The 24,948-nt window shown below is 57.7% G+C and carries 36 protein-coding genes; 33 read left to right on the top strand and 3 right to left on the bottom strand.

Going from position 1 to position 24,948, the window contains the following annotated elements:
* The 28 genes from rplB (at position 1) to GWR55_RS18705 (ending at position 16,178) form a co-directional block, all read left to right on the top strand.
* Entirely contained in the window at positions 1-825 is an 825-nt protein-coding gene (gene rplB / locus GWR55_RS18570; RefSeq protein WP_162403579.1) for a 50S ribosomal protein L2, read from the top strand.
* 21 nt (positions 826-846) lie between these two features.
* On the top strand, positions 847-1,131 hold the full coding sequence (rpsS, locus tag GWR55_RS18575; RefSeq protein WP_162403580.1) for a 30S ribosomal protein S19: 285 nt from the start codon (positions 847-849) through the stop codon (positions 1,129-1,131).
* Positions 1,132-1,196: 65 nt separating this feature from the next.
* Positions 1,197-1,718 (top strand): 50S ribosomal protein L22, encoded by a 522-nt coding sequence (gene rplV / locus GWR55_RS18580; protein ID WP_162403581.1) that lies wholly within the window; start codon positions 1,197-1,199, stop codon positions 1,716-1,718.
* 92 nt (positions 1,719-1,810) lie between these two features.
* The gene (rpsC, locus tag GWR55_RS18585; protein ID WP_162403582.1) at positions 1,811-2,485 is read left to right on the top strand and encodes a 30S ribosomal protein S3; all 675 of its coding nucleotides are present in this window, start codon (positions 1,811-1,813) and stop codon (positions 2,483-2,485) included.
* Between the two features lie 93 nt (positions 2,486-2,578).
* Positions 2,579-3,013, top strand: coding sequence for a 50S ribosomal protein L16 (gene rplP, locus GWR55_RS18590; protein WP_162403583.1), 435 nt, complete (start codon positions 2,579-2,581; stop codon positions 3,011-3,013).
* A gap of 26 nt (positions 3,014-3,039) precedes the next feature.
* Positions 3,040-3,294, top strand: a complete 255-nt coding sequence (gene rpmC, locus GWR55_RS18595) for a 50S ribosomal protein L29 (RefSeq protein ID WP_162403584.1) — start codon at positions 3,040-3,042, stop codon at positions 3,292-3,294.
* Between the two features lie 3 nt (positions 3,295-3,297).
* A complete protein-coding gene (gene rpsQ / locus GWR55_RS18600) occupies positions 3,298-3,630 on the top strand; it encodes a 30S ribosomal protein S17 (protein WP_162403585.1) in 333 nt (110 codons plus the stop codon).
* Positions 3,631-3,702: 72 nt separating this feature from the next.
* Positions 3,703-4,074, top strand: coding sequence for a 50S ribosomal protein L14 (gene rplN / locus GWR55_RS18605; RefSeq protein ID WP_162403586.1), 372 nt, complete (start codon positions 3,703-3,705; stop codon positions 4,072-4,074).
* Between the two features lie 84 nt (positions 4,075-4,158).
* Positions 4,159-4,479 (top strand): 50S ribosomal protein L24, encoded by a 321-nt coding sequence (gene rplX / locus GWR55_RS18610; RefSeq protein ID WP_162404098.1) that lies wholly within the window; start codon positions 4,159-4,161, stop codon positions 4,477-4,479.
* A gap of 92 nt (positions 4,480-4,571) precedes the next feature.
* A complete protein-coding gene (rplE, locus tag GWR55_RS18615; protein WP_162403587.1) occupies positions 4,572-5,120 on the top strand; it encodes a 50S ribosomal protein L5 in 549 nt (182 codons plus the stop codon).
* A gap of 66 nt (positions 5,121-5,186) precedes the next feature.
* Entirely contained in the window at positions 5,187-5,372 is a 186-nt protein-coding gene (locus GWR55_RS18620; protein WP_035352312.1) for a type Z 30S ribosomal protein S14, read from the top strand.
* Between the two features lie 208 nt (positions 5,373-5,580).
* Positions 5,581-5,979: a 30S ribosomal protein S8 gene (gene rpsH, locus GWR55_RS18625; RefSeq protein ID WP_162403588.1), complete on the top strand. Its 399-nt coding sequence runs from the start codon at positions 5,581-5,583 to the stop codon at positions 5,977-5,979.
* A gap of 113 nt (positions 5,980-6,092) precedes the next feature.
* Positions 6,093-6,632: a 50S ribosomal protein L6 gene (rplF, locus tag GWR55_RS18630; RefSeq protein ID WP_162403589.1), complete on the top strand. Its 540-nt coding sequence runs from the start codon at positions 6,093-6,095 to the stop codon at positions 6,630-6,632.
* Positions 6,633-6,779: 147 nt separating this feature from the next.
* A complete protein-coding gene (rplR, locus tag GWR55_RS18635) occupies positions 6,780-7,145 on the top strand; it encodes a 50S ribosomal protein L18 (RefSeq protein ID WP_162403590.1) in 366 nt (121 codons plus the stop codon).
* A 60-nt stretch (positions 7,146-7,205) separates the two neighbouring features.
* Positions 7,206-7,712, top strand: coding sequence for a 30S ribosomal protein S5 (rpsE, locus tag GWR55_RS18640; RefSeq protein WP_162403591.1), 507 nt, complete (start codon positions 7,206-7,208; stop codon positions 7,710-7,712).
* A 15-nt stretch (positions 7,713-7,727) separates the two neighbouring features.
* Positions 7,728-7,916, top strand: a complete 189-nt coding sequence (gene rpmD / locus GWR55_RS18645) for a 50S ribosomal protein L30 (RefSeq protein WP_162403592.1) — start codon at positions 7,728-7,730, stop codon at positions 7,914-7,916.
* 80 nt (positions 7,917-7,996) lie between these two features.
* On the top strand, positions 7,997-8,458 hold the full coding sequence (gene rplO, locus GWR55_RS18650; RefSeq protein ID WP_162403593.1) for a 50S ribosomal protein L15: 462 nt from the start codon (positions 7,997-7,999) through the stop codon (positions 8,456-8,458).
* 107 nt (positions 8,459-8,565) lie between these two features.
* Entirely contained in the window at positions 8,566-9,978 is a 1,413-nt protein-coding gene (gene secY, locus GWR55_RS18655; RefSeq protein WP_162403594.1) for a preprotein translocase subunit SecY, read from the top strand.
* A gap of 12 nt (positions 9,979-9,990) precedes the next feature.
* Positions 9,991-10,725 (top strand): adenylate kinase, encoded by a 735-nt coding sequence (locus GWR55_RS18660; RefSeq protein ID WP_162403595.1) that lies wholly within the window; start codon positions 9,991-9,993, stop codon positions 10,723-10,725.
* Positions 10,726-10,730: 5 nt separating this feature from the next.
* Positions 10,731-11,480: a type I methionyl aminopeptidase gene (map, locus tag GWR55_RS18665; RefSeq protein WP_162403596.1), complete on the top strand. Its 750-nt coding sequence runs from the start codon at positions 10,731-10,733 to the stop codon at positions 11,478-11,480.
* 225 nt (positions 11,481-11,705) lie between these two features.
* Positions 11,706-11,897 (top strand): translation initiation factor IF-1, encoded by a 192-nt coding sequence (gene infA / locus GWR55_RS18670; protein WP_238398796.1) that lies wholly within the window; start codon positions 11,706-11,708, stop codon positions 11,895-11,897.
* Between the two features lie 132 nt (positions 11,898-12,029).
* Complete coding sequence (rpmJ, locus tag GWR55_RS18675; protein WP_013581269.1) at positions 12,030-12,143, top strand: 50S ribosomal protein L36; 114 nt, start codon at positions 12,030-12,032, stop codon at positions 12,141-12,143.
* A 154-nt stretch (positions 12,144-12,297) separates the two neighbouring features.
* Positions 12,298-12,678 carry a 30S ribosomal protein S13 gene (gene rpsM / locus GWR55_RS18680; protein ID WP_162403597.1) on the top strand — a complete coding sequence of 127 codons (381 nt, stop codon included), beginning with the start codon at positions 12,298-12,300 and terminating at the stop codon, positions 12,676-12,678.
* Between the two features lie 3 nt (positions 12,679-12,681).
* Positions 12,682-13,101 carry a 30S ribosomal protein S11 gene (gene rpsK / locus GWR55_RS18685; RefSeq protein WP_162403598.1) on the top strand — a complete coding sequence of 140 codons (420 nt, stop codon included), beginning with the start codon at positions 12,682-12,684 and terminating at the stop codon, positions 13,099-13,101.
* Positions 13,102-13,241: 140 nt separating this feature from the next.
* Positions 13,242-13,874, top strand: a complete 633-nt coding sequence (gene rpsD / locus GWR55_RS18690; protein WP_162403599.1) for a 30S ribosomal protein S4 — start codon at positions 13,242-13,244, stop codon at positions 13,872-13,874.
* A 151-nt stretch (positions 13,875-14,025) separates the two neighbouring features.
* Entirely contained in the window at positions 14,026-15,117 is a 1,092-nt protein-coding gene (locus GWR55_RS18695; protein WP_162403600.1) for a DNA-directed RNA polymerase subunit alpha, read from the top strand.
* A 94-nt stretch (positions 15,118-15,211) separates the two neighbouring features.
* Positions 15,212-15,688 (top strand): 50S ribosomal protein L17, encoded by a 477-nt coding sequence (rplQ, locus tag GWR55_RS18700; RefSeq protein WP_162403601.1) that lies wholly within the window; start codon positions 15,212-15,214, stop codon positions 15,686-15,688.
* Positions 15,689-15,884: 196 nt separating this feature from the next.
* Complete coding sequence (locus GWR55_RS18705) at positions 15,885-16,178, top strand: helix-turn-helix transcriptional regulator (protein WP_162403602.1); 294 nt, start codon at positions 15,885-15,887, stop codon at positions 16,176-16,178.
* Between the two features lie 10 nt (positions 16,179-16,188).
* On the opposite strand, the gene GWR55_RS19155 is transcribed toward GWR55_RS18705, so the two are convergent.
* Both GWR55_RS19155 and GWR55_RS18710 read right to left on the bottom strand, forming a co-directional pair.
* Positions 16,189-16,365 carry a hypothetical protein gene (locus GWR55_RS19155; RefSeq protein WP_202925545.1) on the bottom strand — a complete coding sequence of 59 codons (177 nt, stop codon included), beginning with the start codon at positions 16,363-16,365 and terminating at the stop codon, positions 16,189-16,191.
* A complete protein-coding gene (locus GWR55_RS18710) occupies positions 16,362-16,778 on the bottom strand; it encodes a DUF6677 family protein (protein ID WP_162403603.1) in 417 nt (138 codons plus the stop codon). The genes GWR55_RS19155 and GWR55_RS18710 overlap by 4 nt, the downstream gene beginning before the upstream one ends.
* Before the next feature lie 105 nt (positions 16,779-16,883).
* Here GWR55_RS18710 and GWR55_RS18715 point away from each other — a divergent pair, with 105 nt between their 5' ends.
* Positions 16,884-17,270 carry a hypothetical protein gene (locus GWR55_RS18715; RefSeq protein WP_162403604.1) on the top strand — a complete coding sequence of 129 codons (387 nt, stop codon included), beginning with the start codon at positions 16,884-16,886 and terminating at the stop codon, positions 17,268-17,270.
* 119 nt (positions 17,271-17,389) lie between these two features.
* Positions 17,390-18,790 carry a PepSY domain-containing protein gene (locus tag GWR55_RS18720; protein ID WP_162403605.1) on the top strand — a complete coding sequence of 467 codons (1,401 nt, stop codon included), beginning with the start codon at positions 17,390-17,392 and terminating at the stop codon, positions 18,788-18,790.
* Between the two features lie 3 nt (positions 18,791-18,793).
* Here the strand turns inward: GWR55_RS18720 and GWR55_RS18725 are convergent, their stop codons facing one another.
* Positions 18,794-19,990, bottom strand: coding sequence for a Xaa-Pro peptidase family protein (locus tag GWR55_RS18725; RefSeq protein ID WP_162403606.1), 1,197 nt, complete (start codon positions 19,988-19,990; stop codon positions 18,794-18,796).
* Between the two features lie 227 nt (positions 19,991-20,217).
* Between GWR55_RS18725 and GWR55_RS18730 the strand changes: the two genes are divergently transcribed.
* The 3 genes from GWR55_RS18730 to GWR55_RS18740 all read left to right on the top strand — a co-directional run bounded on the left by GWR55_RS18730 (position 20,218) and on the right by GWR55_RS18740 (position 24,911).
* Positions 20,218-23,124 carry a bifunctional YncE family protein/alkaline phosphatase family protein gene (locus GWR55_RS18730; RefSeq protein ID WP_162403607.1) on the top strand — a complete coding sequence of 969 codons (2,907 nt, stop codon included), beginning with the start codon at positions 20,218-20,220 and terminating at the stop codon, positions 23,122-23,124.
* A gap of 81 nt (positions 23,125-23,205) precedes the next feature.
* Positions 23,206-24,174, top strand: a complete 969-nt coding sequence (locus GWR55_RS18735) for a GlxA family transcriptional regulator (protein ID WP_162403608.1) — start codon at positions 23,206-23,208, stop codon at positions 24,172-24,174.
* 77 nt (positions 24,175-24,251) lie between these two features.
* Positions 24,252-24,911, top strand: a complete 660-nt coding sequence (locus tag GWR55_RS18740; protein WP_162403609.1) for an HD domain-containing protein — start codon at positions 24,252-24,254, stop codon at positions 24,909-24,911.
* Positions 24,912-24,948: the final 37 nt, after the last annotated feature.

A 24,948-nucleotide genomic window follows, 5' to 3' on the forward strand; every position in this document is an offset into this window, starting at 1 on the left:
ATGCCGATCAAATCCTTTAGACCGATTACACCCTCGCTGCGATTTACCACGACGCTGCGGAACGACGATCTGACAACGGATAAGCCACACAAGCCGTTGCTGGCCGTCAAGCAGCGCACCGGCGGGCGCAACTCCACCGGCGCCCTGACGATTCGTCATCACGGCGGCGGACACAAGAAGAAGCTGCGCATCATTGACTTCAAGCGCGACAAGTTTGGGGTTCCGGCGACCGTCAAGACCATCGAGTACGATCCCAACCGCAGCTCACGCATTGCTCTCGTCGCTTATGTGGACGGTGAAAAGCGCTACATCCTCCAGCCGGTTGGCTTGAAGGTAGGCCAGTCCATTATGAGCGGTCCCGAGGCCGACATCCTGGTAGGCAATGCGCTTCCGCTCAAGAACATCCCTGCAGGTACGACGGTCCACAACATCGAGCTTCGTCCCGGCAAGGGTGCTCAGATGGCTCGCTCCGCCGGTTCTTCTGCTCAACTGGTTGCAAAGGAAGGCGATTACGCTCTCCTGAAGCTGCCCTCCGGCGAAACCCGCCGTGTGCTCGTGGATTGCATGGCCACCGTTGGCCAGGTCGGGAACACTGACCATGAGAATGTGACCATCGGCAAGGCTGGACGCAATCGCTGGAAGGGAATTCGCCCGACCAACCGCGGTGTCTCGATGAATCCGGTCGACCACCCGCACGGTGGTGGTGAGGGTAAGACCTCCGGTGGCCGTCACCCTGTGACCCCATGGGGCCAGCCGACGCGCGGATACAAGACACGCAACAACAAGCGGACCGATGTGTTCATCGTCAACCGCCGCAGCAAGTAAAGGATTCGGGAGAGCTAACAGATGGCACGTTCTACGAAAAAAGGTCCGTTTATTGACGACCACCTCATGACCAAGATCACGGTCATGAATCAGGCGAATGACAAGAAGGTGCTCCGCACCTGGTCGCGCCGCTCGACGATCCATCCGGACTTTGTCGGCCACACCATTGCGGTGCATAACGGCCGCAAGTTCATTCCGGTCTATGTGACGGAAAACATGGTCGGTCACAAGCTGGGTGAGTTTGCGGCGACCCGCACCTTCAAGGGCCACTCTGCCAAGACGGAGTCGGCTGCCAAGGGCAGGTAAGACAATCGGTTTGACCGGCAGGCATGTATCAGTAACTTTCGTTTTGAGTGTTCAAGGAAGAAGTCATGGCTAAGGCAGCAGAAAAGACAAAAGAGTTCCGCGCGGAGGCAAGATTCCAGCGCACCAGCCCGCAGAAGGCGAAGCTCGTCCTGGACCTGATCAAGGGACTCCGTGTGGAGCAGGCGATCAACACGGTCCATTTCAGTAACAAACGCATTGCCCCGGCGGTCGAAAAGGTTCTGCGGTCCGCGATTCAGAATGCAAATTATCTCTCGCAGGAGCAGGGCCTCGACGTGGATGTCGACAATCTCTACGTCAAGTCGGCTGTCGCCAACGAGGGACCGCGCATGAAGCGGATCCGCCCCGCCCCTATGGGCCGTGCATTCCGTTATCAGCGCCGCCTCGCTCACATCATCGTGACCGTTGCCGAGAAGAATAAACCTGTTGAAGCGGAGACAGGGGAGGCCTCGGCGTCTGCGGCGAAGAAGTCTTCCAAGAAGACCGCGGCCAAGAAAACTGCAGCGAAGAAGGCTCCGGCCAAGAAGACTGCTGCAAAGAAGACGGCGACGAAGAAAGCTGCAAAGTAAGACGGTTTCTTCGGTTCGCATTGAGTAAAATAGAAGTTTTGGATTACCGCCCGCCGGCTCAACCGGTCAGGAGCGCAGAGTAAAGGGAAGCTATGGGACAGAAAGTCCATCCGTATGGGTTTCGCCTCGGCGTAAACAAGCCGTGGAAGTCGCGCTGGTTCGTCGAGCGCGGCTATGACAAGCTGCTGGTCGAGGACGTCAAGCTCAAGGCCGAGCTGCGCGACAAGCTCAAGGCCGCCGGTGTCAGCTCGGTTGAGGTGGAGCGTCCCGGAAATAAGCTGCGCCTGATCATCCGGACGGCTCGTCCTGGGATCATCATCGGCCGCAAGGGCGCCGAGATCGACAAGCTCAAGGCCGATATCCAGAAGCGCACCAACCGCGAGGTGTTTGTCGACATCCTCGAGGTGAACAAGCCTGAGCTTGACGCTCAGCTGGTTGCCGAGAACATCGCTCTGCAGCTCGAAAAGCGCGTCAGCTTCCGTCGCGCGATGCGTAAGTCGGTAGATTCGGCCCTGCGCTTCGGCTGCAAGGGAATCAAGGTTCGCGTCTCGGGCCGTCTGAACGGAAACGAGATTGCGCGGTCGGAGTGGTATCTGCAGGGGCGGCTTCCATTGCATACGTTGCGCGCCGATATCGACTATGGTTTTGCCGAAGCCAAGACTACCTATGGTGTCATCGGCGTCAAGACCTGGATCTATCGCGGAGATATCTACGAGCAGAAGAAGCGTCGCGACCAGGGTACTACGGCAGGGGTATTTACTTCGTAATTGGAGTACCGGTCTTCCGGTACGGTGAGTTTTCGATTCAGACTTGGTGGGGCGGGTGCCTCTTCAAGCAGCTAAACAGCTAGGGGTTTCGTTATGTTGATGCCTAAGAAGGTGAAGTATCGCAAGCAGCAGCGCGGCCGGATGACCGGCAAGGCGTGGCGCGGCTCCGATCTTTCGTTCGGCGATTATGGCCTGAAGGTCATGGAGTGCGGGTATATCACCGACCGCCAGATTGAGGCCAGCCGTATCGCCATGACGCGCTTTATCAAGCGCGGCGGCAAGGTCTGGCTGCGTCTTTTCCCGGACAAGCCGATTACGAAGAAGCCGGCCGAAACCCGTATGGGTAAGGGCAAGGGAGCTCCGGATCATTGGGTTTGCGTTGTTCGTCCTGGCAGAATTCTGTTCGAGATGGAAGGCGTCAACCCCGAGATGGCCAAGGAGGCGATGCGCCTGGCCGCTCACAAGCTGCCGCTCAAGACGACCTTCGTGATGCGCCATGACGTGGTCAGCACGACGGCCGCCAAGTAAGAAGATTCGTTTGAAGGAAGAGACCGATGGAACTCGATAAGATTCGTAACCTCAGTGACGATGAGCTCAAGAACGAGCAGAACAAGGCTGCCGAACAGCTGTTCCGCATTCGCTTTCAGAAGAGCCTGGGAAACACCGAGGGCATCAAGAAGCTGCGGGGTCTGAAGCTGGACATCGCCCGTATCAAGACGATTGCCCGCGAGCGCGAGCTTGCTGGCGGCGGTGCCGCTGTTGCCTCCGCTCCTGTGAAGAGCACTCGCAAGAAAGCAAAGAAGGATTAAGCTATGGCAGAGACCACAAACAAGCCCGAAGCCGCCGAGCAGGCCTCCACTCGCCGTAACGAGAAGGTAGGTCTGGTAGTTTCGACCAAGATGCAGAAGACCATCGTCGTCGAGATCGAGATGCGTAAGGCGCATCCCAAGTACAAGCGCGTGATCAAGTCGAACAAGAAGTTCTACGCGCACGATGAGCAGAACTCGGCCCGTGTGGGCGATGTGGTTCGCATTCGCGAGGCTCGTCCTCTGTCGAAGCTGAAGCGCTGGACGCTGGAAGAGATCGTCCGCCGCAGCTCGCTGGCTCAGCTTGCCGACGAGAAGGCCCCTGTAGCCGAAGCTTAAGATCTCTTCGATCACCGTTTTTGATTCACCGCCATGGGGGCTTGATCCCCCGGCCGCATCAGGAGAAGAACGATGGCAGTACAGATGAGAACAATTCTTGACGTGGCCGATAACTCCGGCGCACGCAAGCTGCAGGTGATCCTGCCTCTCGGCGGTGGCCTGGGTAAGATCGCTGGCCTGGGTGACGTTGTGACCGCGGCAGTCAAGGAAGCCGCTCCCGACGGAACCGTAAAGAAGGGGAAGGTTGTGAAGGCCGTGATCGTGCGCACTCGCAAGGAGAGCCGTCGCAAGGATGGCACTTACATCCGCTTCGATCAGAACGCGGCTGTCGTGATCAATGACGCGATGGAACCGGTTGGAACCCGTGTCTTCGGTCCTGTTGCCCGTGAGCTTCGCGAGAAGAAGTTTCTCAAGATCGTGTCGCTTGCACCCGAGGTTATCTAATTTTCGGTCGGATAAGCGACCCCACTCAGCGGATTCCGGCTCCGACAGATCGCCGAGGCAGGAGAGGTAAGGAAAATGGCAGGTATGAAGATCAAGCGCAACGACGTGGTGGAGGTCATCGCCGGCAAGGATAAGGGAAAGCGTGGCCGTGTTCTGCGCGTCATCGCCGGCAAGGATCGCCTTCTGGTTGAGCACGTGATGATCGTGAAGAAGCATCTCAAGCCGAATCCGCAGCGCAACATCAAGGGCGGTATCGCTGAGCAGGAAGCTCCGATTCATATCTCCAACGTGATGCTGGTCGATGGCGAGGGCAACAAGACCCGCGTTGGAGCCCGGATCGAAGGCGATAAGAAGGTTCGTGTTTCGAAGGCAAGCGGCAACGTAATTGCCGACCGGAAGAAGTAAGCAGTTTCAAGTCAGTAGAAGATTGAAGGTTCACCCCACGAAACGGTATACGGCACTGCCAACCCGGAACCGTGGAGAAAGCGAAGAGAGAGATGGCTTCACGTTTCAGAGAGAAGTACGAGAAAGAGGTCAAGCCCGCGCTCGCCAAGGAGCTCAACATCGAGAATGTCATGGCGATCCCGAAGCTTGAGAAGATCGTCGTGAACATGGGATTGGGGGAAGCGACCCAGAACGTCAAGATCATGGATCCTCTGGTCGCTGATCTTGCTTCGATCACCGGTCAGAAGCCGGTGACCACGAAGGCAAAGAAGTCCATCGCAGCCTTCAAGGTTCGCGAGGGAATGCCCATCGGTGCGATGGTCACCCTGCGGGGCGACGCGATGTACGAGTTCCTGGATCGCCTGATCTCGATCGCTCTTCCCCGTGTCCGCGACTTCCGCGGTGTATCTTCCAAGAGCTTCGATGGACGCGGAAACTACACACTTGGTCTTCGCGACCAGCTGATCTTCGCCGAGATCGACTACGCGAAGGTGGACAAGATCAAGGGCATGAACGTTACCATCGTGACCACTGCCCAGGACGACAACGGCGCCCGCGCACTACTAAGGGGATTCGGTATGCCGTTCCGCCAGGGAGCGTAAGACAGCTTCGGCTCCGGACAGTTCCGGAGCCATCAACATCTTTTGGAAAGATAGAGAGTAAAGGTTATGGCAACTACAGCGAAGCGCGTCAAGGACGCAAAGAAGCCGAAGTTTAAGTCCCGTCAGCACAACCGCTGCCAGCTCTGCGGTCGTCCTCGCGCCTTCCTTCGCAAGTTCGGCGTCTGCCGTCTCTGCTTCCGTTCGCTCGCCCTCAAGGGGGAGATCCCGGGCGTCGTGAAGTCGAGCTGGTAAGATCCGCGAGCCGATCAGGCATCTTTGCCTGATATAATCCGGTGTATCTCTTGCGCATGGTCAGGCATTTTGTGCGCACGCTCCAGAGACCTCATTCGGCAGTCGCTAGGATGCAGAAGTCTGGATCGTCAACAAGCAGGCAACAAGACATTCTTGCTGGTTCTCGTGGAATGACTTCTGCGAGCGAACGAAGAATGAAGGAGAATGAATGAATCTCACCGATCCAGTAGCAGACTTTTTGACCCGCATTCGCAACTCCATCCGTGCTCGTCACCAGAAGCTGGACGTTCCCGCTTCCCGTTTGAAGGCAGAGATCGCCCGCATTCTCAAGGACGAGGGCTACATCGCCAACTACAAGGCGGTTGAAGAGAATGGCCAACGACTTCTGCGTGTGTATCTGAAGTACGGCGCGAACAATGAGGCTGCGATTCGCGATCTGCAGCGTGTCTCCCGTCCCGGCTGCCGCGTCTACGTTGGACGTGATGAGATTCGTCGTGTTCAGGGCGGCTTGGGTATCTCGATCATGACCACTCCGAAGGGTGTCATGACTGGTCGTCAGGCGCGTCGTGAAGGTGTTGGCGGAGAGATTCTCTGCGAGGTCTGGTAGTTCGGCGTGGAGAAGTTTTGAAGTGGGTATTACCGGCAGCATGAAGCTGCCAGGCTGCAGTGGAACGGAGCCGGTTAGGTCCCGGGACTCGCAAGCCATGATAAGGATTTGAAATGTCTCGTATTGGCAAGAAGCCGATTGCTCTTCCTTCCGGTGTCAAGTACACCGTGAATGGCAACACCGTTCTGGTTGAGGGGCCAAAGGGCAAAGTGACTGCGCTGCTTCCCGGCGGCATCAAGCTCGTTGAGAAGGACGGAGCTCTGCTGGCTGAGCGTGAGAACGATAAGCAGGCTGCCTTTCATGGCTTGGCTCGTGCCCTGGTCTTCAATGCTGTCCAAGGTGTGACGGCTGGGTGGACCAAGGAGCTTGACATCGTCGGTATTGGTTACCGTGTCGAGATGAAGGGGAAGGGTACGGTCGTATTTACCCTCGGGTATTCCCACCCCATCGAGTTTCCTCTGCCCTCGGGTATCGATGTCGCGATTGACCCCAAACAGACCCATATCACCATCTCCGGTATCGACCGTCAGAAGGTCGGCCAGGTCGCTGCGGACATGCGCGCGTTGCGCAAGCCTGATCCGTACAAGAATAAAGGTGTCCGCTATACCGGCGAGAAGCTGAAGAAGAAGGTCGGTAAGACGGGCGCGAAGTAACCACAAGCTAGGAACCGGAGGCGGCTTCTGAGGTGGCTCAGGTCGTCGAAGTCAACCAGGAACTGCTTCCGGTCCCTGTTCCAGATTTGCAGTAAACAGCCGAACGTCGTCAGGACTCTGGCGCCGCTTTTAGGAAGGAAACAGATTATGATTACACCTCGCAAGCGCGACGTTATCCGCAAGCGCGTTCATACGCGCATTCGTGAGAAGCTGGCCGGGACCGCGGAGCGTCCCCGTCTGAATGTCTATCGTTCCCTGAACCATATCTATACTCAGGTGATCGACGACTCGACAGGGGCCACGATTGCCTCTGCTTCCACGATCAGCAAAAAGGGTGAGGGAAGAAAGACTGGCGGCAATGTTGCAGCGGCTGTTGAAGTCGGCAAGCTGATTGCGCAGAGAGCTCAGGAGAAGGGCGTCAAGAGGGTCGTGTTCGATCGTGGCGGTTATCTCTATCACGGCCGCATCAAGGCTTTGGCCGACGCAGCTCGCGAGGCGGGTCTGGAGTTCTAGGTTTCAAGTTTCTCGAACGGCGCCCGCCAGGCGGGGAGCCAGAAAGCTGGATAAGACACTATGGCAATACGGAAAAAGATCGACGCGAACCGCCTCAATCTGAAAGATCAGGTTGTCAGCATCAATCGCGTTACCAAGGTTGTAAAGGGTGGTAAGAATATGTCCTTCGCTGCCCTGGTCGTTATCGGCGACCCGGCGGAAGGCGTGGTGGGTTATGGCTCGGGGAAGGCCAAGGAGGTTCCGCAGGCGATCCGCAAGGGGATCGAGGCTGCCAAGAAGAATCTCTTCAAGGTCAACCTGACCGATACCTCGATTCCGCACCAGGTGCTGGGCCACTATGGCGCGGGTCAGGTGATGCTCAAGCCGGCTCCCGAAGGTACCGGTGTGATCGCCGGAGGAACGGTTCGCGCCGTGATGACCTCCGCTGGCGTGCAGAACGTCCTTACCAAGTCCATCGGCACCAAGAACCCGCACAACGTCATCAAGGCCACCTTCGATGCGCTCACCCAGCTTCGCAGCAGGACGGAAGTGGCTGCGCTGCGTGGCAAGGCCGAAGAAGAACTGTAAGAGGAGTCCCTAGTCATGGCAGAGACAAAAGCCAAAATCAAGCTGCAGTACTTCCGCTCGAAGATCGCTACCCCGGAGAAGCACAAGCTCGTCGTCAAGGGCCTTGGCTTTACCCGGCTGAACCAGATCGTTGAGCGCGAGGATACGCCATCCATTCGTGGAATGGTGGCAAAGGTTCCACATCTCGTCCGTATCGTCGAGTAGGGATCTCAAGAGATACTTACGTCGCCTCTGTGCGACGGAATGCGAGTCGGGCATAGCCCCGGCGTTATAGCGAGGAAAACATGTCAGTACGCAATCTCTCCAATCTGAAGGCCCCTGCAAAGGCCAATCAAAACAAGAAGCGTGTCGGCCGCGGTATGGGATCGGGCATGGGTAAGACCTCGACGCGTGGTCATAAGGGTCAGGGTTCGCGTTCCGGCTCGTCGTTGATGCGCGGCTTTGAGGGCGGCCAGATGCCTCTGCACCGTCGTCTTCCCAAGCGCGGATTCACCAACATCTTCCGCGTCGAGTACACCGTGCTCGGTCTGGACCGTCTTGCGGAGATTCAGGCTGCTTCCAACGAGACCGACTTTACGCTTGAGAAGATCGTCTCCCTTGGGCTTCTGCGCAAGCGCAACGGACTGGTTAAAGTGCTCAATAATGGCGAGATCAAAGCCGCCATTACAGTCCACGCGCACAAGTTCTCCAAGGCTGCCCAGGAGGCTATTGAGAAGGCCGGCGGTAAGGCTGTCGTGATTGCCTGATCTTTCCTTCGTGGAGTATGTAGAATGAGAGCGGCGAGGGATTCAGATCCCTCGCTCCGCTGTCTCACTCCGGTTATCTGTTTCACCTCTTGAGGTACCCCTCTCCGATGTTCGACAAGTTCGCAAACATCTTCCGCATCCCGGACCTTCGTAAGCGCGTTTTGTTCACGCTGGCCCTGATGGCGGTCTATCGTCTTGGATCCCACATTCCCACCCCGGGTATCAATGGACAGATGCTCGCCGAGTTTTTCAATCAGAACTCCGGCTCAGCCCTCGGTCTTGTCGATCTCTTCTCCGGCGGCAACCTTCGCAAGCTGACGATCTTCGCCCTCGGCATCATGCCTTACATCACGGCGTCGATTATCTTCCAGCTGCTTACGGTTATCTATGAGCCGCTGGCGAAGCTGCAGAAGGAAGGGGAGCTCGGACGTCGCAAGATCACCCAGTGGACGCGCTATGTAACGGTTCTGCTCGGTGTGGTGCAGTCGTTTACGATCGCCCTTACCCTGACCAACACCTCGACCGGGTCTTCGATGGTGACCATTCCACGCGGAGTCTTTATTCCTCTCTGCGTTCTCACGCTCACGGCCGGTACGACATTCATCATGTGGCTGGGTGAGCAGATCACCGAGCGCGGTATCGGCAACGGCATGTCTCTGCTGATCTTTGCCGGAATCGTGGTAGGTGTTCCCACGGGCGTGGCCGAGCTCTACGACAAGGTTCAGACCAGCGCCTGGGGAGCTTTTACTCCAGTCGCCATCGCCATTCTTATTGCAGGCATGCTTGCGGTAGTCGCCTTCATCGTCTACGTCGAGAAGGCGGAGCGCCGCATTCCCGTACAGTATGCCAAACGTATCGTCGGTCGTCGCATGATGGGTGGTCAGTCCACGCATCTGCCGCTCAAGGTGAACTCCGGTGGCGTCATGCCGGTCATCTTTGCCAGCTCCATCCTTTCTGCCCCTCTGCTCTTTGCGGGCATGAGCTTTTTTGGCAGTGCTCCTCTGCGCGATACAAAGATCCTTGGACCGCTGTTCCAGTACATCTCGCCCGGCGAGCCGTTCTACGAACTGGTTTTCATGGTGGCGATCGTCTTCTTCGCCTACTTCTACATCTCGATCGTCTTTCGCCCTGACGATATCGCCGACAATATGAGGAAGTACGGCGGCTTCATTCCCGGCATCCGCCCAGGCAAGCGGACCGCGGATTTTGTCAATGACGTGCTGACGCGCATCACCCTGGTAGGCTCCATCTACCTGGTCATTATCGTCATGATTCCCCAGATGATCATCAGCGGAATCCACTTCAACCACCTGTGGCTGATTGGGCCCATCTTCGACAAGCTCCCAGCCTGGATGACAAACGGCCTCGGCGTGACCTTCTATTTCGGTGGCACAAGCCTTCTGATCGTCGTCGGCGTGGCGATGGATACGGTTCAGCAGATCGAATCGCAGCTCATCATGCGTCATTACGACGGCTTTACCCCCAAGAGCGGCCGTATCCGTGGCCGCAAGAGCTGGTAGGAATTGGAAACATTGACCTCTGAATCTGCACACTCTTCGGCCCCGGCAGACAATCGTCTTCTGCCCGGGCCGATTCTTCTTCTGGGGGCTCCCGGAGTCGGCAAAGGAACCCAGGCGCAGCGCCTCATGGGCGACTTCGGTATTCCGCAGATCTCGACCGGAGATATCCTCCGCGACAACATCGCGCGCGGCACGGAGCTGGGAAGAGCAGCGAAGTCCCTGATGGATCAGGGTCAACTCGTTCCGGATGAGCTGGTCAACGGCATGGTGGGATCGCGTCTTACACAGCCTGATGTCCGACGCGGATATATCCTCGACGGGTATCCCCGGACGCTGGGCCAGGCGGAGTGGCTGGATTCACATCTCATCTCGCTCGAAGAGGATGCTGGTGCTGTTTCCCTTCCACTCGTAGCCATCAGCATCAAGGTGGATGAGCAGGAGTTGCTGCGTCGCATCACGGGCCGGAGGATCTGCCCGGTCTGCAAGACCATCTACAACATTCACTCCAAGCCTCCTAGGAAAGAGGGCTTCTGCGATAACGAAGGCAGCCCGCTGCAGCATCGCTCCGACGACACCGAGCAGGCGTTTACCGAGCGGATGAAGGCTTATAACTCCCTGACCGCTCCGGTGATCGAGCATTACAGCCGCCAGGGTCGTTTCCGTGAGGTCGATGGCTCCCGCGCTGTTGAGGAGGTCACCGCGTCCATCGAGGCGGCCCTTCGGCATTTGCGTCAGGCAGGGGAGTAGGGGCCATGGCGATCATGCTCAAGACGCCGCAGGAGATCGAGAAGATGCGCATCTCCGGCATCGCTCTTCGCAGGGTGCATGACACGCTTGCGCCTCACGTCGTCGCGGGTGCGACCACGATGGACCTCGAGGAGATCGCGATCGCTCGCATCGCTGAACTCGGCGGAAAGGCAGCCTTCAAGGGTTATCACGGCTATCCCTTTGCGCTCTGTACGTCGGTCAACGAGGAGGTGGTGCATGGGATGCCCAACAAGAAGCGCGTCCTGAAGGAAGGCGACATCCTCTCAATTGACTGCGGCGTCATCATCGATGGCTATTACTCCGACGCGGCCGTGACCTACGCCGTCGGAAAAGTTGACCCGAAGATTCAGAAGCTACTCGACGTCACCCAGGCTTCGCTTGAGGCAGCGATCGAGCAGTGTCAGGTCGGAGGGCGGCTCTTTGACATCTCCGCCACCGTGCAGGAGCTCTGCGAGGCCGAGGGGTTCGGCGTGGTTCGTGAGTTTGTGGGACACGGCATCGGCCGCAGCATGCATGAGGATCCTCAGGTGCCAAATTTCGGCACCCGCGGCAAGGGACTTCGGCTGAAGCCAGGTATGGTGCTTGCGATCGAGCCCATGATCAACGCTGGAGCCCCCGAGGTCCGGGTTCTGGCCGACGGCTGGACTGCCGTGACCGTCGACGGCAGCTATAGTGCTCACTTTGAGCACACCGTTGCCGTGACCAAGGAAGGCCCAGTGGTTCTCACCCGCTAAGCTGGCATTTCTGGCGAAATCGCTGCGAAAGCCGGCATACAGTGGGAATTCGGGAAAAAGTGGGTTATTATAAGAAATGCTGTGTGCATTATGCCGCAGGTCTGTGATTCTCGTTTGCGGGAATCGTCTTATGGGCTCTGGTACTGACCGAAACAACTGAGGAGAGTGTCGGAAACGACCTTTCCCAAAGGAGATCGTTTGTCGAAGGAAGATGCAATTGAAGTAATGGCCACGGTCGTCGAGACCCTGCCGAACGCCATGTTCCGCGTCGAGCTTGAAAACAAGCATCAGGCTTTGGCGCACGTCTCCGGACGCATGCGTAAGAACTTCATTCGCATTCTTCCCGGTGACCGGGTTGCTATTGAACTCAGCCCGTACGATCTCAACCGTGGCCGCATCGTCTATCGCTATAAGTAGACGAGGCTGCTTCTGGCTTTTAGCTTCGCGCTGCTAGCTGGAAACGATTCAGACCCAGGCAATCAGGCTAGTAGCCTTGGCATCAGCTCCTGAGCTGGTGGCTGAAAGCTAATGGCTGTTTTAGGAGAAGAGATGAAGGTTCGTGCTTCTGTAAAGAAGATCTGTGACAAGTGCAAGGTGATCCATCGCCGTGGCGTCGTTCGCGTTATCTGCGAGAACGCCAAGCACAAGCAGCGTCAGGGATAAGTCAGTTACCCGAGGCGGAAGGTTTCGCCTCTCCACCGGCCCCGCCGGGCTAGTTCGCCGAAGTCAAGGCGTGCGTTGAACCCCGCGGACATTGCCACAACCACTCACCCTGCTCCGTGGCGACGCTTCCGGAGCCCCAAAGATAAGGACGCCAATGGCACGTATCTCTGGAGTCGACGTACCGAACAATAAGCAGGTACGCATCGGACTCACCTACATCTACGGCATCGGCAACTCGCGCGCTGCGAAGATCCTCGCGAAGGCTGACATCGATCCCTTCGCCAAGATCGCTTCGCTCGACGAGGACCAGCTGAACCGCATCCGTCACGTCATCGAGCAGGAAGGCCAGATCGAAGGCGACCTACGCAAAGAGGTCAGCCTCAACATCAAGCGCCTGATCGAAATCCAGTCTTACCGTGGTCTCCGCCACCGCCGTTCGCTTCCTGTACGCGGTCAGCGCACCCACACCAACGCTCGTACCCGCAAGGGCCCGCGCAAGGGCACTGTCGCTGGTAAGAAGAAAGCGACCAAATAAGCCATGGCAAAGACTCAGCAGAAGGCTGCCGGCAAGGCTGGCAAGAATAAGAAGTTCAAAAAGCGCGAGCGGAAGAACGTTCCGTTTGGTCTGGTCTTCATCCAGGCTTCGTTCAACAACACCATCGTTACCATTACCGACCAGACGGGCAACACGCTCAGCTGGAAGAGCTCGGGCTCGCTCGGCTTCCGCGGTTCGCGTAAGGGAACCCCGTTCGCCGCGCAGCAGGCTGCTGTTGGCGCTGCCAACGCCGCCCGTGAGCACGGTCTCCGTTCGGTCGATGTCCGCGTCGCTGGTCCCGGTTCGGGCCGTGAGTCGGCTATTCGTGCGCTGGCCTCAGCCGGTATCGAGGTTCGCTCGATCCGCGACGTTACGCCGATCCCGCACAATGGCTGCCGTCCTCCCAAGCGTCGCCGCGTGTAATCACAGTTCTCGGGTGTCAGTTCACAGTCACATCCGTGACTGTGAACTGACCACGGAGAACAAACAACCTAACCGGATCGTGATGAAGCGCTGTCAGCGTGTAAAGCGATCGACACCCGAAGTCAGGAGATAAGTAAGTTATGGCACGTTATACCGGACCCGTCTGCCGCCTCTGCCGCCGCGACGGTACCAAACTCTTCCTCAAGGGAGCCAAGTGCTTCACCGAGAAGTGCCCCGTTGAGAAGCGCAATTTCCCCCCAGGACAGCATGGCCAGTCCAAGAAGCAGAAGAAGGTCGTCGGCTACGGTCTGCAGCTGCGCGAAAAGCAGAAGGCCAAGCGTATCTACTTCACGCTCGAGGGCCAGTTCCGCGCCTACTACGAGAAGGCCTCCAACAAGACTGGCGTCACCGGCGAACTGCTCCTGCAGCAGCTCGAGACCCGTCTGGATAACGTGGCTTACCGTCTCGGCTTCGCGCAGAGCCGCCGCCAGGCCCGTCAGCTCGTCCGTCACGGCCACGTTCAGGTCAACGGCCGCAAGGTAAACATCCCGTCCTTCCAGTGCAAGGTGGGTGATGAGATCGCGATCCGTGAGGGATCGAAGTCCATCACCATTCTTGAGGATGCCAAGAACTTCGCCAGCGGGCAGCGCTCCGTCACCTGGCTCGATATCAACCGCGACAACCTTTCCGGCAAGGTTCTCTCTCTGCCGAAGCGCGAAGATATCCAGCTCCCGGTCAACGAGCAGCTGATCGTCGAACTTTACAGCAAGTAATCAGGCTTCGCCGCGAGTCACTCCACACGGGGAGACTCGCGGCAAACGTTGTGACCTACAGGTCACAACGACACCACAACCGAATACGCCAACCGCATCACCCGCCGGTCCGCAAAGTGCTTCGCGGCCAGGACGGCAAAGGAGAAAACACATGCTTTGGAGAGGATTCCAGAAGCCCAAGCGCCTCGCAGTCGACAGCGAGTCTCTCACCGAAAAGTACGGCAAGTTCAGCGCGCAGCCCTTTGAGCGTGGTTTCGGCACCACCATCGGCAACGCACTCCGTCGCACCCTGCTCTCGTCCATCGAGGGAGCTGCCGTAACGGCGGTCCGCATCGAGGGCGTGCTGCACGAGTTCCAGTCCATCGCCGGCGTCGTTGAGGACGCGACCGACATCATCCTCAACCTCAAGCAGATTCCGTTCAAGCTCAACGGCGAGGGCCCCAAGGCTCTCTACCTGCGCTCCGACGCTGCCGGTATCGTCACCTCCGGTTCCATCGAGGCCGACGGCGATGTCGAGATTCTCGACAAGGACGTCTACATCTGCACGGTCTCCGAAGGCGGCAAGATCGACATGGAGATGCGTCTCAAGCGCGGCCGCGGCTACGTCTCGGCTGACAAGAACTTCGACGCCGATCTCGGACTTGGCTTCATTCCCGTCGATAGCGTCCACTCCCCGGTCCGTAAGGTCAACTATCTCGTCGAGGCTGCTCGTCTCGGTCAGATTACCGACTATGACAAGCTCACGCTCGAGATCTGGACGAACGGCACCGTCTCTCCGGCTGATTCTCTCGGTCTCGCAGCGAAGTTGCTCAAGGACCACATGACCATCTTCATCAACTTCGAAGAGGAGTTGGAGACCGGTCACGATGGAGTCCACGACGGCCCCGCCATCCGCAATGAGAATCTCAACCGCTCCGTCGAGGAGCTCGAGCTCTCGGTTCGCAGCTACAACTGCCTGAAGAATGCCAACATCGCGACCATCGGTGAGCTGATCCAGAAGACTGAGGCCGAGATGCTGAAGACCAAGAACTTCGGCCGCAAGTCCCTGAACGAGATCAAGGAGATCCTTGCTCAGATGGGTCTTTCGCTCGGCATGAAGATCGACGAGAACGGCAACCCGCAGCCCGGACCAACCTCGGTTCTTCCAGCAGCCACTCTCGCCGCCAGCTTCGGCCACTTCGACGATGAGGACGAGGATGAAGAAGACGACCTCAACCTCCCCGCCGAAACCGATCAGTTCTAAATAAACTCCGATGGGAGCAGGGAATCATGCCCTGCTCCCATCCTCAACTCAACAGACCGGTTCAGGGCAGAAGCTCAAACCGAAGGAGATCATCATGCGCCACCGCAATGCAGGATTTAAATTAGGACGTAACACCAGCCATCGCCGCGCTACGCTGCGTAACCTCGTCACCTCCATCATCCTGACGGATCGTATCGAGACGACGATTACCAAGGCCAAGGCATCCAAGCCTCTCGTTGAGCGCATGATTACTCTTGGCAAGCGTGGCGATGTTCACGCCCGTCGCCAGGCCGCCGCATATCTACTGACACCGGCCTCGGTCGATCGCCTCTTCAATGTAGTCGCACCTCGCTACGGCGCACGCAATGGCGGTTACACCCGCATCACCCGCACAGGGGCTCGTAAAGGCGATGCTGCTGAGATGGCCTTCATCGAGCTTCTCGGTGCTGAGCAGGAGCTGAACGAGAAGGCTCAGAAGCGTGCAGATGCTCGCGCAAAACGCCGTGAAGAGCTGCAGAAGCAGCTGGAAGAGCAGAATCCTCCTGCAGGCGAAGAGGGGCAGGAATCGTAAGATTCTTCGAGTGCAGAATTAGGGGCGCATCCAGAAGGATGCGCCCCTGAATTTTGCAAGGGCATTTCGGCATTTTCCCCACGCAATAACCATTGGACGTATCCTGAGCAACGCAAAGGATCCCCTGGATTTTGCCTGCGGCGTCCAGTGTGCTTCGGGCAAGATACAGTGACGATTCATCCGATAAAGTAGTTACGTGACAGAAAAACGCATCTCGCTGACCGATCGGCAGTTTCATCTCATCACCCGTGCACTGTCTGATCCGCATCGCTATCAAATTGTCGAGAAGCTCGGCCAGTCCGAAGCGAACAACTGCGCCTGCGGCGACATCCGCGACTGCATCCCCGTCACGCCTGCCACACTTTCCCATCACATGAAGGAGCTTGAAAACGCAGGCCTGATTGAGTCGAAGAAGGAAGGAAAGTTTGTAAACTACACGCTCTGCCGCGATGTACTCGCGGCCTATATCGAGCGACTTTCAAAGATCTGACTCGCTGTTCCTAGTGCTTGATCAGCCACATTAGCCAGCTTGCGATGACGGTTCCACCGACGAAGAGAACGAAGCAGAAGGCTCCGAATCGGATCATCATCTTTGGGTCCGAGCGCTGGGTGATTCCGAAGACGATCGACGTAAACAACGAAAAGAGCAGCACCGCAGAAAAATGCGTGATGGTCACGATGCCTTCCTTCCGATTGCCAGCGAGTGTGCATCCACGGCGGAGATGATGTTCAGAAGACCCGCAACGACGATGAACTTTGTACCGTAGTCCGCAATCGCAATCTGCTCCGCAGCCTGTCCCAGATCGAAGACCCGTGCTGCAACATACAGCAATCCGTTGCCCAGGTCACCGGCAAAGTTCAGCATATCCAGCAGCTCTGCCGTATTCGGCCCATAGACCTTGCCCTTCAGAGCGATCCCAATGAAGAACATTGCAAGAATCGAGATCAGGAGAAGGGTCCCGCGAATCCACTTCTTCAGCAGGAAGTGCCCTGCGCCTGGAATCAGCCAGCCTGCAATAAGAATAAGAGCCGGAGGCAGAGAGGTGATCTTCTGCGCAGGCCGGGCCTGTCCCTGAACGTTCGTCGTCATCACCCATGATGATACCAGTTACGTTGTGCGGCGGTGGAGATTCTATCTCCACCCCAAAATGGGCCAGTTTGCCTCGCCGGGTATGCGGGTGCTTGAATGGATATATTGCGAAAAGTTCTCGCCATTGCGCTGATGGCAATCTTTGGAATGCCTCTGTTTGCACCGCTCGTCGCCTCTGGCGCGCTGAGTGAGGCGAGTCTGCCTGCATGCTGCCGCCGCAATGGCAAACATCATTGCTCGATGACCATGCGCAACGGTGGATTTCTGGCTGATCATGCTCCTGCCTGGCAGGCTCCTCTTGAGCGTTGCCCGTATTACCCTGCCCGGACAACGACGTCCCCATCTAGTACCCTCGCGATGATTGCAGCCCCGTCGATCTTTGCTGAGCTGGTCAGCCATCCGACGGGCCACGCACAGACAGAATCGAAGTTACGCATATCACGCGATCGCGCCCGCCAGAAGCGCGGCCCTCCGTTCCTGCTCCATAGCTAGAGAAAGTCGGTCAGTCGACTGAGAAGTGCCTGCGCATCGCAGGACAACTCATATTGACCTGTCCGATCTGGCACGGATCAGCGGTTTTTCATAAAACCGCTCAATCAACGGAGAGGAATATGGATTCCAAAGCGAATCTGCTGAGCAGTGGCGAACAGTCGCGCCGGCTCTATCGCGCAGTCTGGAGATGGCATTTCTACGCGGGGGTCTTTTGCATCCCGCTGGTCATCTGGCTGGCTTGCACCGGTTCTATTTATGTCTTCAAGCCCCAGATCGAGCGATGGCTCGACCGCCCTTACGATCATCTTGCGCTGAGTGCGTCGCGGGCCACGCCCGCGCAGATTGCGCGCGCCGCAGTCAGCGCAGTGCCGAGGTCTACGCTGCATTCCTATGAGCTACCCACGTCGGAACACGGTGCCGTTCGGGTCATCGTTGGGGTTGGCAAAGACGAGTATCGGGTTTACATGAACCCCGTCACTCTCAAACCTCTAAAAGTCATCAACGAAGAAGACCGTCCCATGCAAATTATCTTCCGGCTCCACGGAGAGCTGATGGCAGGCGACTGGGGATCGCATCTCGTCGAGCTTGCTGCGTCCTGGGGCATCGTCCTCCTCGTCAGCGGCCTCTATCTTTGGTGGCCCCGCCAATCGCGGAAGCTGGCCGGAGTGCTGTGGATCAGCCTCCATCAGGGACGAAGAATCTTCTGGAGAGATCTCCACGCTGTCACCGGAGTCTGGGTCTCAGCCTTCGCGCTCTTCCTGCTTCTGACGGGGCTTCCGTGGGCGAAAGGATGGGGTACTTACTTCAAAAAGGTGCGCCAGATCACTGGAACTGCCGTAGCAAGACAAGACTGGAGCACAGGCACTTCCTCTGAGGTGGCGCAGCGCGAAGCGATGAACCGCAACAGTCTCGCCGCCCCGGCAGAGCATGCAGGGCACCTGGGCATGGACCATATGATGCCCGGTGTTGCCGACGCCGCCGGATACGATGCGTTGAATCGGCTCGTTCCCGCGGCGCAGAATCTTCATCTTGCCTATCCTGTGCTCGTCATGCCGCCGATGACCGCAGGTGGTCCGTGGACGGTGAAGTCTGACGCGCAGAATCGTCCGCTGCGAACGGTCGTCATGATGGACCCAGCCTCCACCCGGATCGTGCAGCAGGAAGACTTCAGCCATCGCCGGCTGATTGATCGCGTCCTCGGCGTCGGCATTGCAGCGCATGAAGGACAGCTTTTCGGAATCGCGAACCAGATTCTCAGCGTGACCACCGCAATGGGGCTGGTCACGCTCTGCATCAGCGCTGTGGTCCTGTGGTGGAGACGACGCAGCACAGGCGTCCTGGGGGCTCCCGTACCGATGGCAAAACCTCGATGGCCCTTGGCGGTGGTCGGGACCATCGTCGCGCTGGCGCTCTATCTGCCCGCCATGGCCGCCTCGCTGGTCGTTGTCGTTCTGCTGGAGAGATTCGTCTTCTCCCGCATCCATCCTGTAAGACGCTGGCTTGGATTGGCTGAGGCATGATCTTTAGATCCGCACGAGCTCCGTCTGCACCCTGCCGGTAACCTCAGCGCGTTCCGGCATGGCCATCATATCGACCTCGCTGCGGACGCCAAATTCGCCGGGAAAGTAAAGGCCCGGTTCGACCGAAAAGCATGTTTTCGGAAGAATCAGTCTCTCGTCATGCGTCTCCAGATTGTCGAGATTCGCCCCATTTCCATGCAGAACCGGGCCGATATTATGCCCGGTTCTGTGTGTGAACCACTCTGCCAATCCGGCCTTTGCGATCAGACCCCGAGCAGCATCATCGGCCTGCCATCCCGCAATCGGGGTACCCGCCGCAAACGCATCCCGAACAACTTTGATTGCTGCATTGCGGGCATCCCTTACGGTCTCAAAGATCATGCGCTCACGCTCTGTCGGCTCGCGATCTACCACACCCGTCCAGGTGATGTCGTAGTAGCAGGCGTCCGGCCGATTCAGCTTTCCCCATATATCGATCAGCACGAAATCGCCTTTGCGCATCGGCTTTGAGCTTGCCGCTGTCGGCTCATAGTGCGAGTCCGCCGAGTTCGCGCCCACGCTCACATTCGGCCCATGCTCCCACACCAGGCCCTCGCGTCCCATCGCTTCCGAGAGAAACTCCACCATCGCGAACTCATGGGTTCCGCCGGACCGCACCCTGCGTCCAATCTCCTGCCACCCAGCTTCAAGGACTGCATCGATCTTCTGTTGAGCCACATAGTGTGTTGCAATCTGATCGTCATTCAACACTGCCTCAAACCGGCTCACAAGATCCGCCGAACTGACGACCTCCTTTCCCAGGGCACGCACCATCTCGACCGTGCCTGCATCCACCATCGAGACATACATAATGGCGTTACGCGGAGAATACTGCATGGCGATTCTCGTAGCTCCCGACGTCAGCACGCCTACCTGCCCCTCCAGCTCCTGCCATGACGAGTATTCGGATTTTGAGCCGGGGAGAGTGTCGAGTCGGCCCGACTCGATCCGGTGAACCAGCTTCTTCGGCTCGCCCTCCGCGGGAATGAAGTAGAACCACCGCCGCGTGACGTGCAGGCCCTCACCCAACCCCAGAATTCGATAAGCCAGAGGATCGCGGTAGTGGTGATCGTAAAAAAGCCAGCCATCGATCTTCTGTTCCCGAAGGGTCTGCTGAATGGCGGTGAGGTCCAGTTCCTTCGTATTTGCAGTGGCCGTCATGGTCTCTCCTCCCGGTAAAATATGCAGAATTCTTCGAAGCAAAATAAACGGAATAGCCTGATCTTTAGGCTTTGATCCACGATTCTACTTGGCAGAAGTCCGATACGAGAAGATTTCGGATTGGTCGAAGAGAGACCGGTGAACGTGAACCTGGCTTGCCGGATCATGGTTTCGTTAATCATGAGTTAGAACAGTTCGTGTATAGGTTGAGAAAAAGAGGATTCATTATGCCCTTGAATCATCCGCTTGCGATTGGTATCGCTCGTTCGCTTTCATGTTGCCTGCTTGCAGGGGCCTCGTTGGCTTCAGCCCAGACACAATCGCCCCAGACGCGAACACCTCAGACAGGCAATCAGGGCTTCACCGTCGGTCCGGCCAAGGATGCTGCCGAGGGAGCGACCGCGGCTGGAAGAATTACGGCTACCTCCCAGGTAAACAGCCCCGATCGTACCGTTGGTCCTCAGCAAGACGGGTCCATCGTTGTATCGGATAATCAGACGCTGACACCGGCAGGCAAGATCGTTGAACTGGGCGCGCCTGTGCGGGCCAAAGCAATTGCGCTGAATCCGAATCGCGCCACGCACACCGGTGCCGTGCTGCTGATGGGATCGCCGCAGCCGATCATCGTGTTCGATACGTTGACCGGAAAAGTTCTTCAGCGCTTTACCCCGACCGAGGCGGGAGCCACTCCTAAAGGGCTCAGTACGGGTTCCTTCACGGGCGTTACTTACTCCTCGGATGGCAGGAAACTGCTCTTCAGTCAGGACAACAACTTTGTCGTTGTTACGAATGTAAACCCGAAGACGGGTTTGTTAACTCACGAGCAGAGAGTCAGCCTGCCGGAACCGCCCGCAGATGGGCGGCCGTATCACAACGCAAAATCGATCAATCCCGGCGGTATCGGATTTTCGGAAGACAACAAGCGCGCCTATGTCGCTCTCAATGTGGTGAACACACTTGGCGTCATCGACTTGACGGCGTCTCCCGCGAAGCTTATCGGCCAGATCCCTGTCGGCAACGTTCCCAACAGTGTGCTGGTGCATGGCAAATATGCCTATGTGAGCAATGAAGGAGGACGCCCTGCCACCAGCGAGGACTTCACGAACTACTCCGACGGTACACCGATTGTTGTGGACCGGAAGGACGCCTTCACCATCACCGGCACAGTCTCCGTCGTCGATCTCACGGCGGGCAAAGAGGTGAAGACGATCCCCGTCGGTCTGCATCCGGCAGGAATGGTGATCTCCGGATCCAACCTGTATGTCGCGAATGCGTACAGCGACAGCCTGTCCATCATCGATCTTCACACCAACACGGTGACTCGAACCATCAAGCTCAGCGTTCCGATCGCCGGTGGCGTCTTCGGCTCAGGTCCGAATGGTGTTGCCGTAACCGACGACGGAAAGGCCTATGTCACACTGGGCCAGGCGAATGCTCTGGCTGTCGTCAATCTCCAGGGACGCGATGCCAATCCCGTCATCGGCTATATCCCCACGGCCTATTTCCCGACCTCCATCACCTATGACAAGGCGCATAAGCAGCTTGTGGTGGCCGATGACAAGGGTCTGGGTTCGCGTGGCATCACGAGCAACAAAGGCGGTGTAATCGGGTACAACACCCATGCTGACATGGGAGTCGTGAACCTGATCGCGGAGCCGAATGCGAGCGAACTGGCAAAGTTCAGCAAGCAGGTCTTCGAGAACAATCACTGGGACCTGACGATGAATATCGAGGTTGGTTCCCAGTACATCGATCCTCACGCCGCACCGGTAGCGGTTCCGAAGCATATCGGTGAGCCGTCACTCATCAAGCACGTCTTCCTGATCATCAAGGAGAACCGTACCTACGACCAGATGCTGGGCGATGTGCCTTGGGGCAATGGCGCTCCTGCACTTGCCATCTTCGGGTCAGCCGTGCCCAACCAGCATGCCTTGGTTCAGCGCTTTCCGCTGCTGGACAACGTCTATGCTCCCAGCAGGCAATCGGCAGACGGACATCCCTGGATCGGGATGTCCGGGTCGTTCTACTCCAACGACATTCTTTCGCCGGATTGGATTCGCTCCTATCCTGGCGGCGGTGCAGAAGACCCTCTGACCTACACGCCCAAAGGCTTCTTGTGGACAGCAGCGGAGGCGAAGGGGCTGACCGCGAAGCTATACGGCGAATGGAGTAGCGGCACGACCATCGCCAAAAAATCAGATGGCAGCGCCTACACCTGGAGTGACTTCTACAACACCGCACTATGCAGGGAAGGAAAAGCTCCAGCCTCGAACTGCATCGTTCCGGATGACGCCGTCAAAGTTTCTTCTGCGATCCCTTCCGCTGCAAAGATCATGGATCCCCACTATCCTCCCTTCAATCTCACCATTCCCGACCAATATCGTGTCGATTACTGGATTAAGGATTTCGAGCGGATGGATGCTGCAAACCAGGTTCCCAATCTGACGATCCTGTGGCTTCCGGACGACCATACCGCCGGAACCAAGGAGGGGCTGCCTTATCCAATCAACTATCAGGCGGACAACGATCTTGCATTAGGCCGCATGGTGGAGGCGATCAGTCACAGCAAGGTCTGGGCCCAGTCCGCGATCTTTGTCGAGGAAGACGATTCGCAGGCCGGAGCCGACCATGTCGATGGCCACCGGCAGCCGGTCTATGTCATCAGCCCCTATACCGTGACCCCGCAGGCACCCGGGCAGGGAAAGGCGATCCACACCACCTACACGGCGGAAAACATCAACCGCACCATCGAAAACATTCTGGGCATGCAGCCTCTTACCCAGTTTGATCTCGTCGCATCGCCGATGTTCGACGCCTTTCAGAACACGCCGGATCTGACTCCCTACGATCATGTGGCCGCCGTGATGCCGCTCGACCAGGGGCCGGGGCTTCCAACCGGAAAGACCACGGCCACAGCCTACACTCCGATGCAGAAGGCATGGCTCAAGGCCACGGCCGAGGTCATGAAGGGTAAGTACGAGAAAGCCGATTCCGTGGATCCGAACTTCCTCAATCACGTGACCTGGTACGCGACGACGGGCTGGAATCGCCCCTATCCAGGAGAGGACAAAGTGATGATGCCGGGGCCGTTTGTCAAAGCCGCAAAGAAGTACGTGGACGACGACGACGACTAACGCGTATCCGATATAACTTTCAAAGGCCGGAGATGATCCGGCCTTTGATTTAAGAAGCCGATAGTTCATTACACTATCGGGATGCGAAAGGTTGTCATCGTTGGCCCTCCTCCAGTCCAGGTCCTTGACGTTATGGGGCCGATGGAGGTTTTCTCCACTGCTCCCGGATACGAAGTTCAGCTCGCGAATCCTGGGCAAGAAAGAAGCCTCAGGACGCATCGCGGTATCGTGCTGGGTGAAGCCACTCCTATCGCGGAGGTGGTGGGACCGATCGATACCCTGGTGATTGCAGGAGGGGAGGGAGCTGAGAGTGGAGAGTTCGATCCTGTCTTTATCGCCTGGGTCTTGGAAGCGACAGGACGAGCACGCCGCATCGCCTCAATCTGCACAGGTGCCTTTGTGCTGGCGGAGGCAGGGCTTCTAAACGGCCGGAGGGCGGTCACCCACTGGAACTTCTGCGAGCGTCTGGCGAAGGAGTATCCCGAGGTAAGGGTGACGCCGGACCCCATCTATCTTCGCGATGGAAACATCTACACCTCGGCGGGAATAACCGCGGGGATTGATCTTTCGCTTGCGCTGGTGGAAGAGGATCACGGTCATCAGATGGCGCTGAAGATCGCACGGCAGATGGTGATGTTCCTGGTGCGGCCCGGAGGGCAGGCGCAGTACAGCCACATGCTTTCGCACCAGGCAGGTGCCTCGCAGCCTTTACGCGAGCTGCAGGTATGGATGCTGGAACATCTGCAGGAGAATCTGACCGTGGAGGTGCTCGCCGACCGCATGGGCATGAGCGCACGGAACTTTACGAGAGTGTGTCTGCGCGAGACGGGGATGAATCCAGGGCAGTTCGTGGATCGTATGCGGGTTGAAGCAGCGCAGCAGAGGATCGACAGCTCGGCGCATGGACTCAAAGAGATTGCGGATGCAGTCGGGTTTCGATCGACCGATGCGATGCGCCGCGGCTTTGTGCGCGTGCTGGGGGTGACGGCAGCAGAGTATGCGAGCCGCTTTCGACGTCAGGTGGAAGCGAAGGGCGATGTCCTGAATTGAAGGAACGATGTCGTGGCGAAGGCGGCGGAAGGCTCCTAGTGTGAGGGTGTGAGATGTCACACAAAGGAGGAAATGATATGGCCACTTCGGTTCAGACAGCATTGATCACTGGAGGAGTAAGCATCCCTGACAGTCGGCTTGCACATGAGATTACGGAGTTTATCCGCGATACGGAGTCGAGTCTGCTCTTCAACCATTCGAGCCGGGTGTATTATTTCGGCGCCCTTGCAGGGCAGAGGCGCAACCTGAAATTCGATGCGGATCTGCTTTATGCAGGAGCGATGTTTCACGACATCGGCTTGGTACCGGCGTACAGCAGCACAGCCGACCGCTTCGAGGTGGACGGAGCGAACGCCGCACGCAGGTTTCTAGAGCAGCACGGAATCCCTGTGGAGGACATCAACCATGTGTGGACGGCGATTGCGCTGCACACGACTCCGGGAATTCCGCAGTACATGCATCCGCTGGTTGCGCTGGTAACGGCTGGCGTTGAGATGGATGTTCTGGGAATCGATTACGCGGGCTTCAGCGAGGAGCAGCGCGAGGCCGTGGTTGCGAGGTATCCACGTACAGCGCACTTCAAAGAAGATATCCTTGAAACTTTCTATGAGGGTATACGACACAAGCCGCAGACGACCTTTGGCAACGTGAAGGCCGACGTGCTCGCGGACAAGGATCCGGAGTTTGTACGCGGGAACTTCTGCCAAGTGATTCGACAGTCACCATGGCGCGGTTGAAGGCGATTAGAAAGATAAAAAGAAAAAGGCCGGGAGA

The sequence above is a fragment of the Edaphobacter sp. 12200R-103 genome, assembly GCF_010093025.1.
In the GTDB taxonomy this organism is placed as follows: domain Bacteria; phylum Acidobacteriota; class Terriglobia; order Terriglobales; family Acidobacteriaceae; genus Edaphobacter.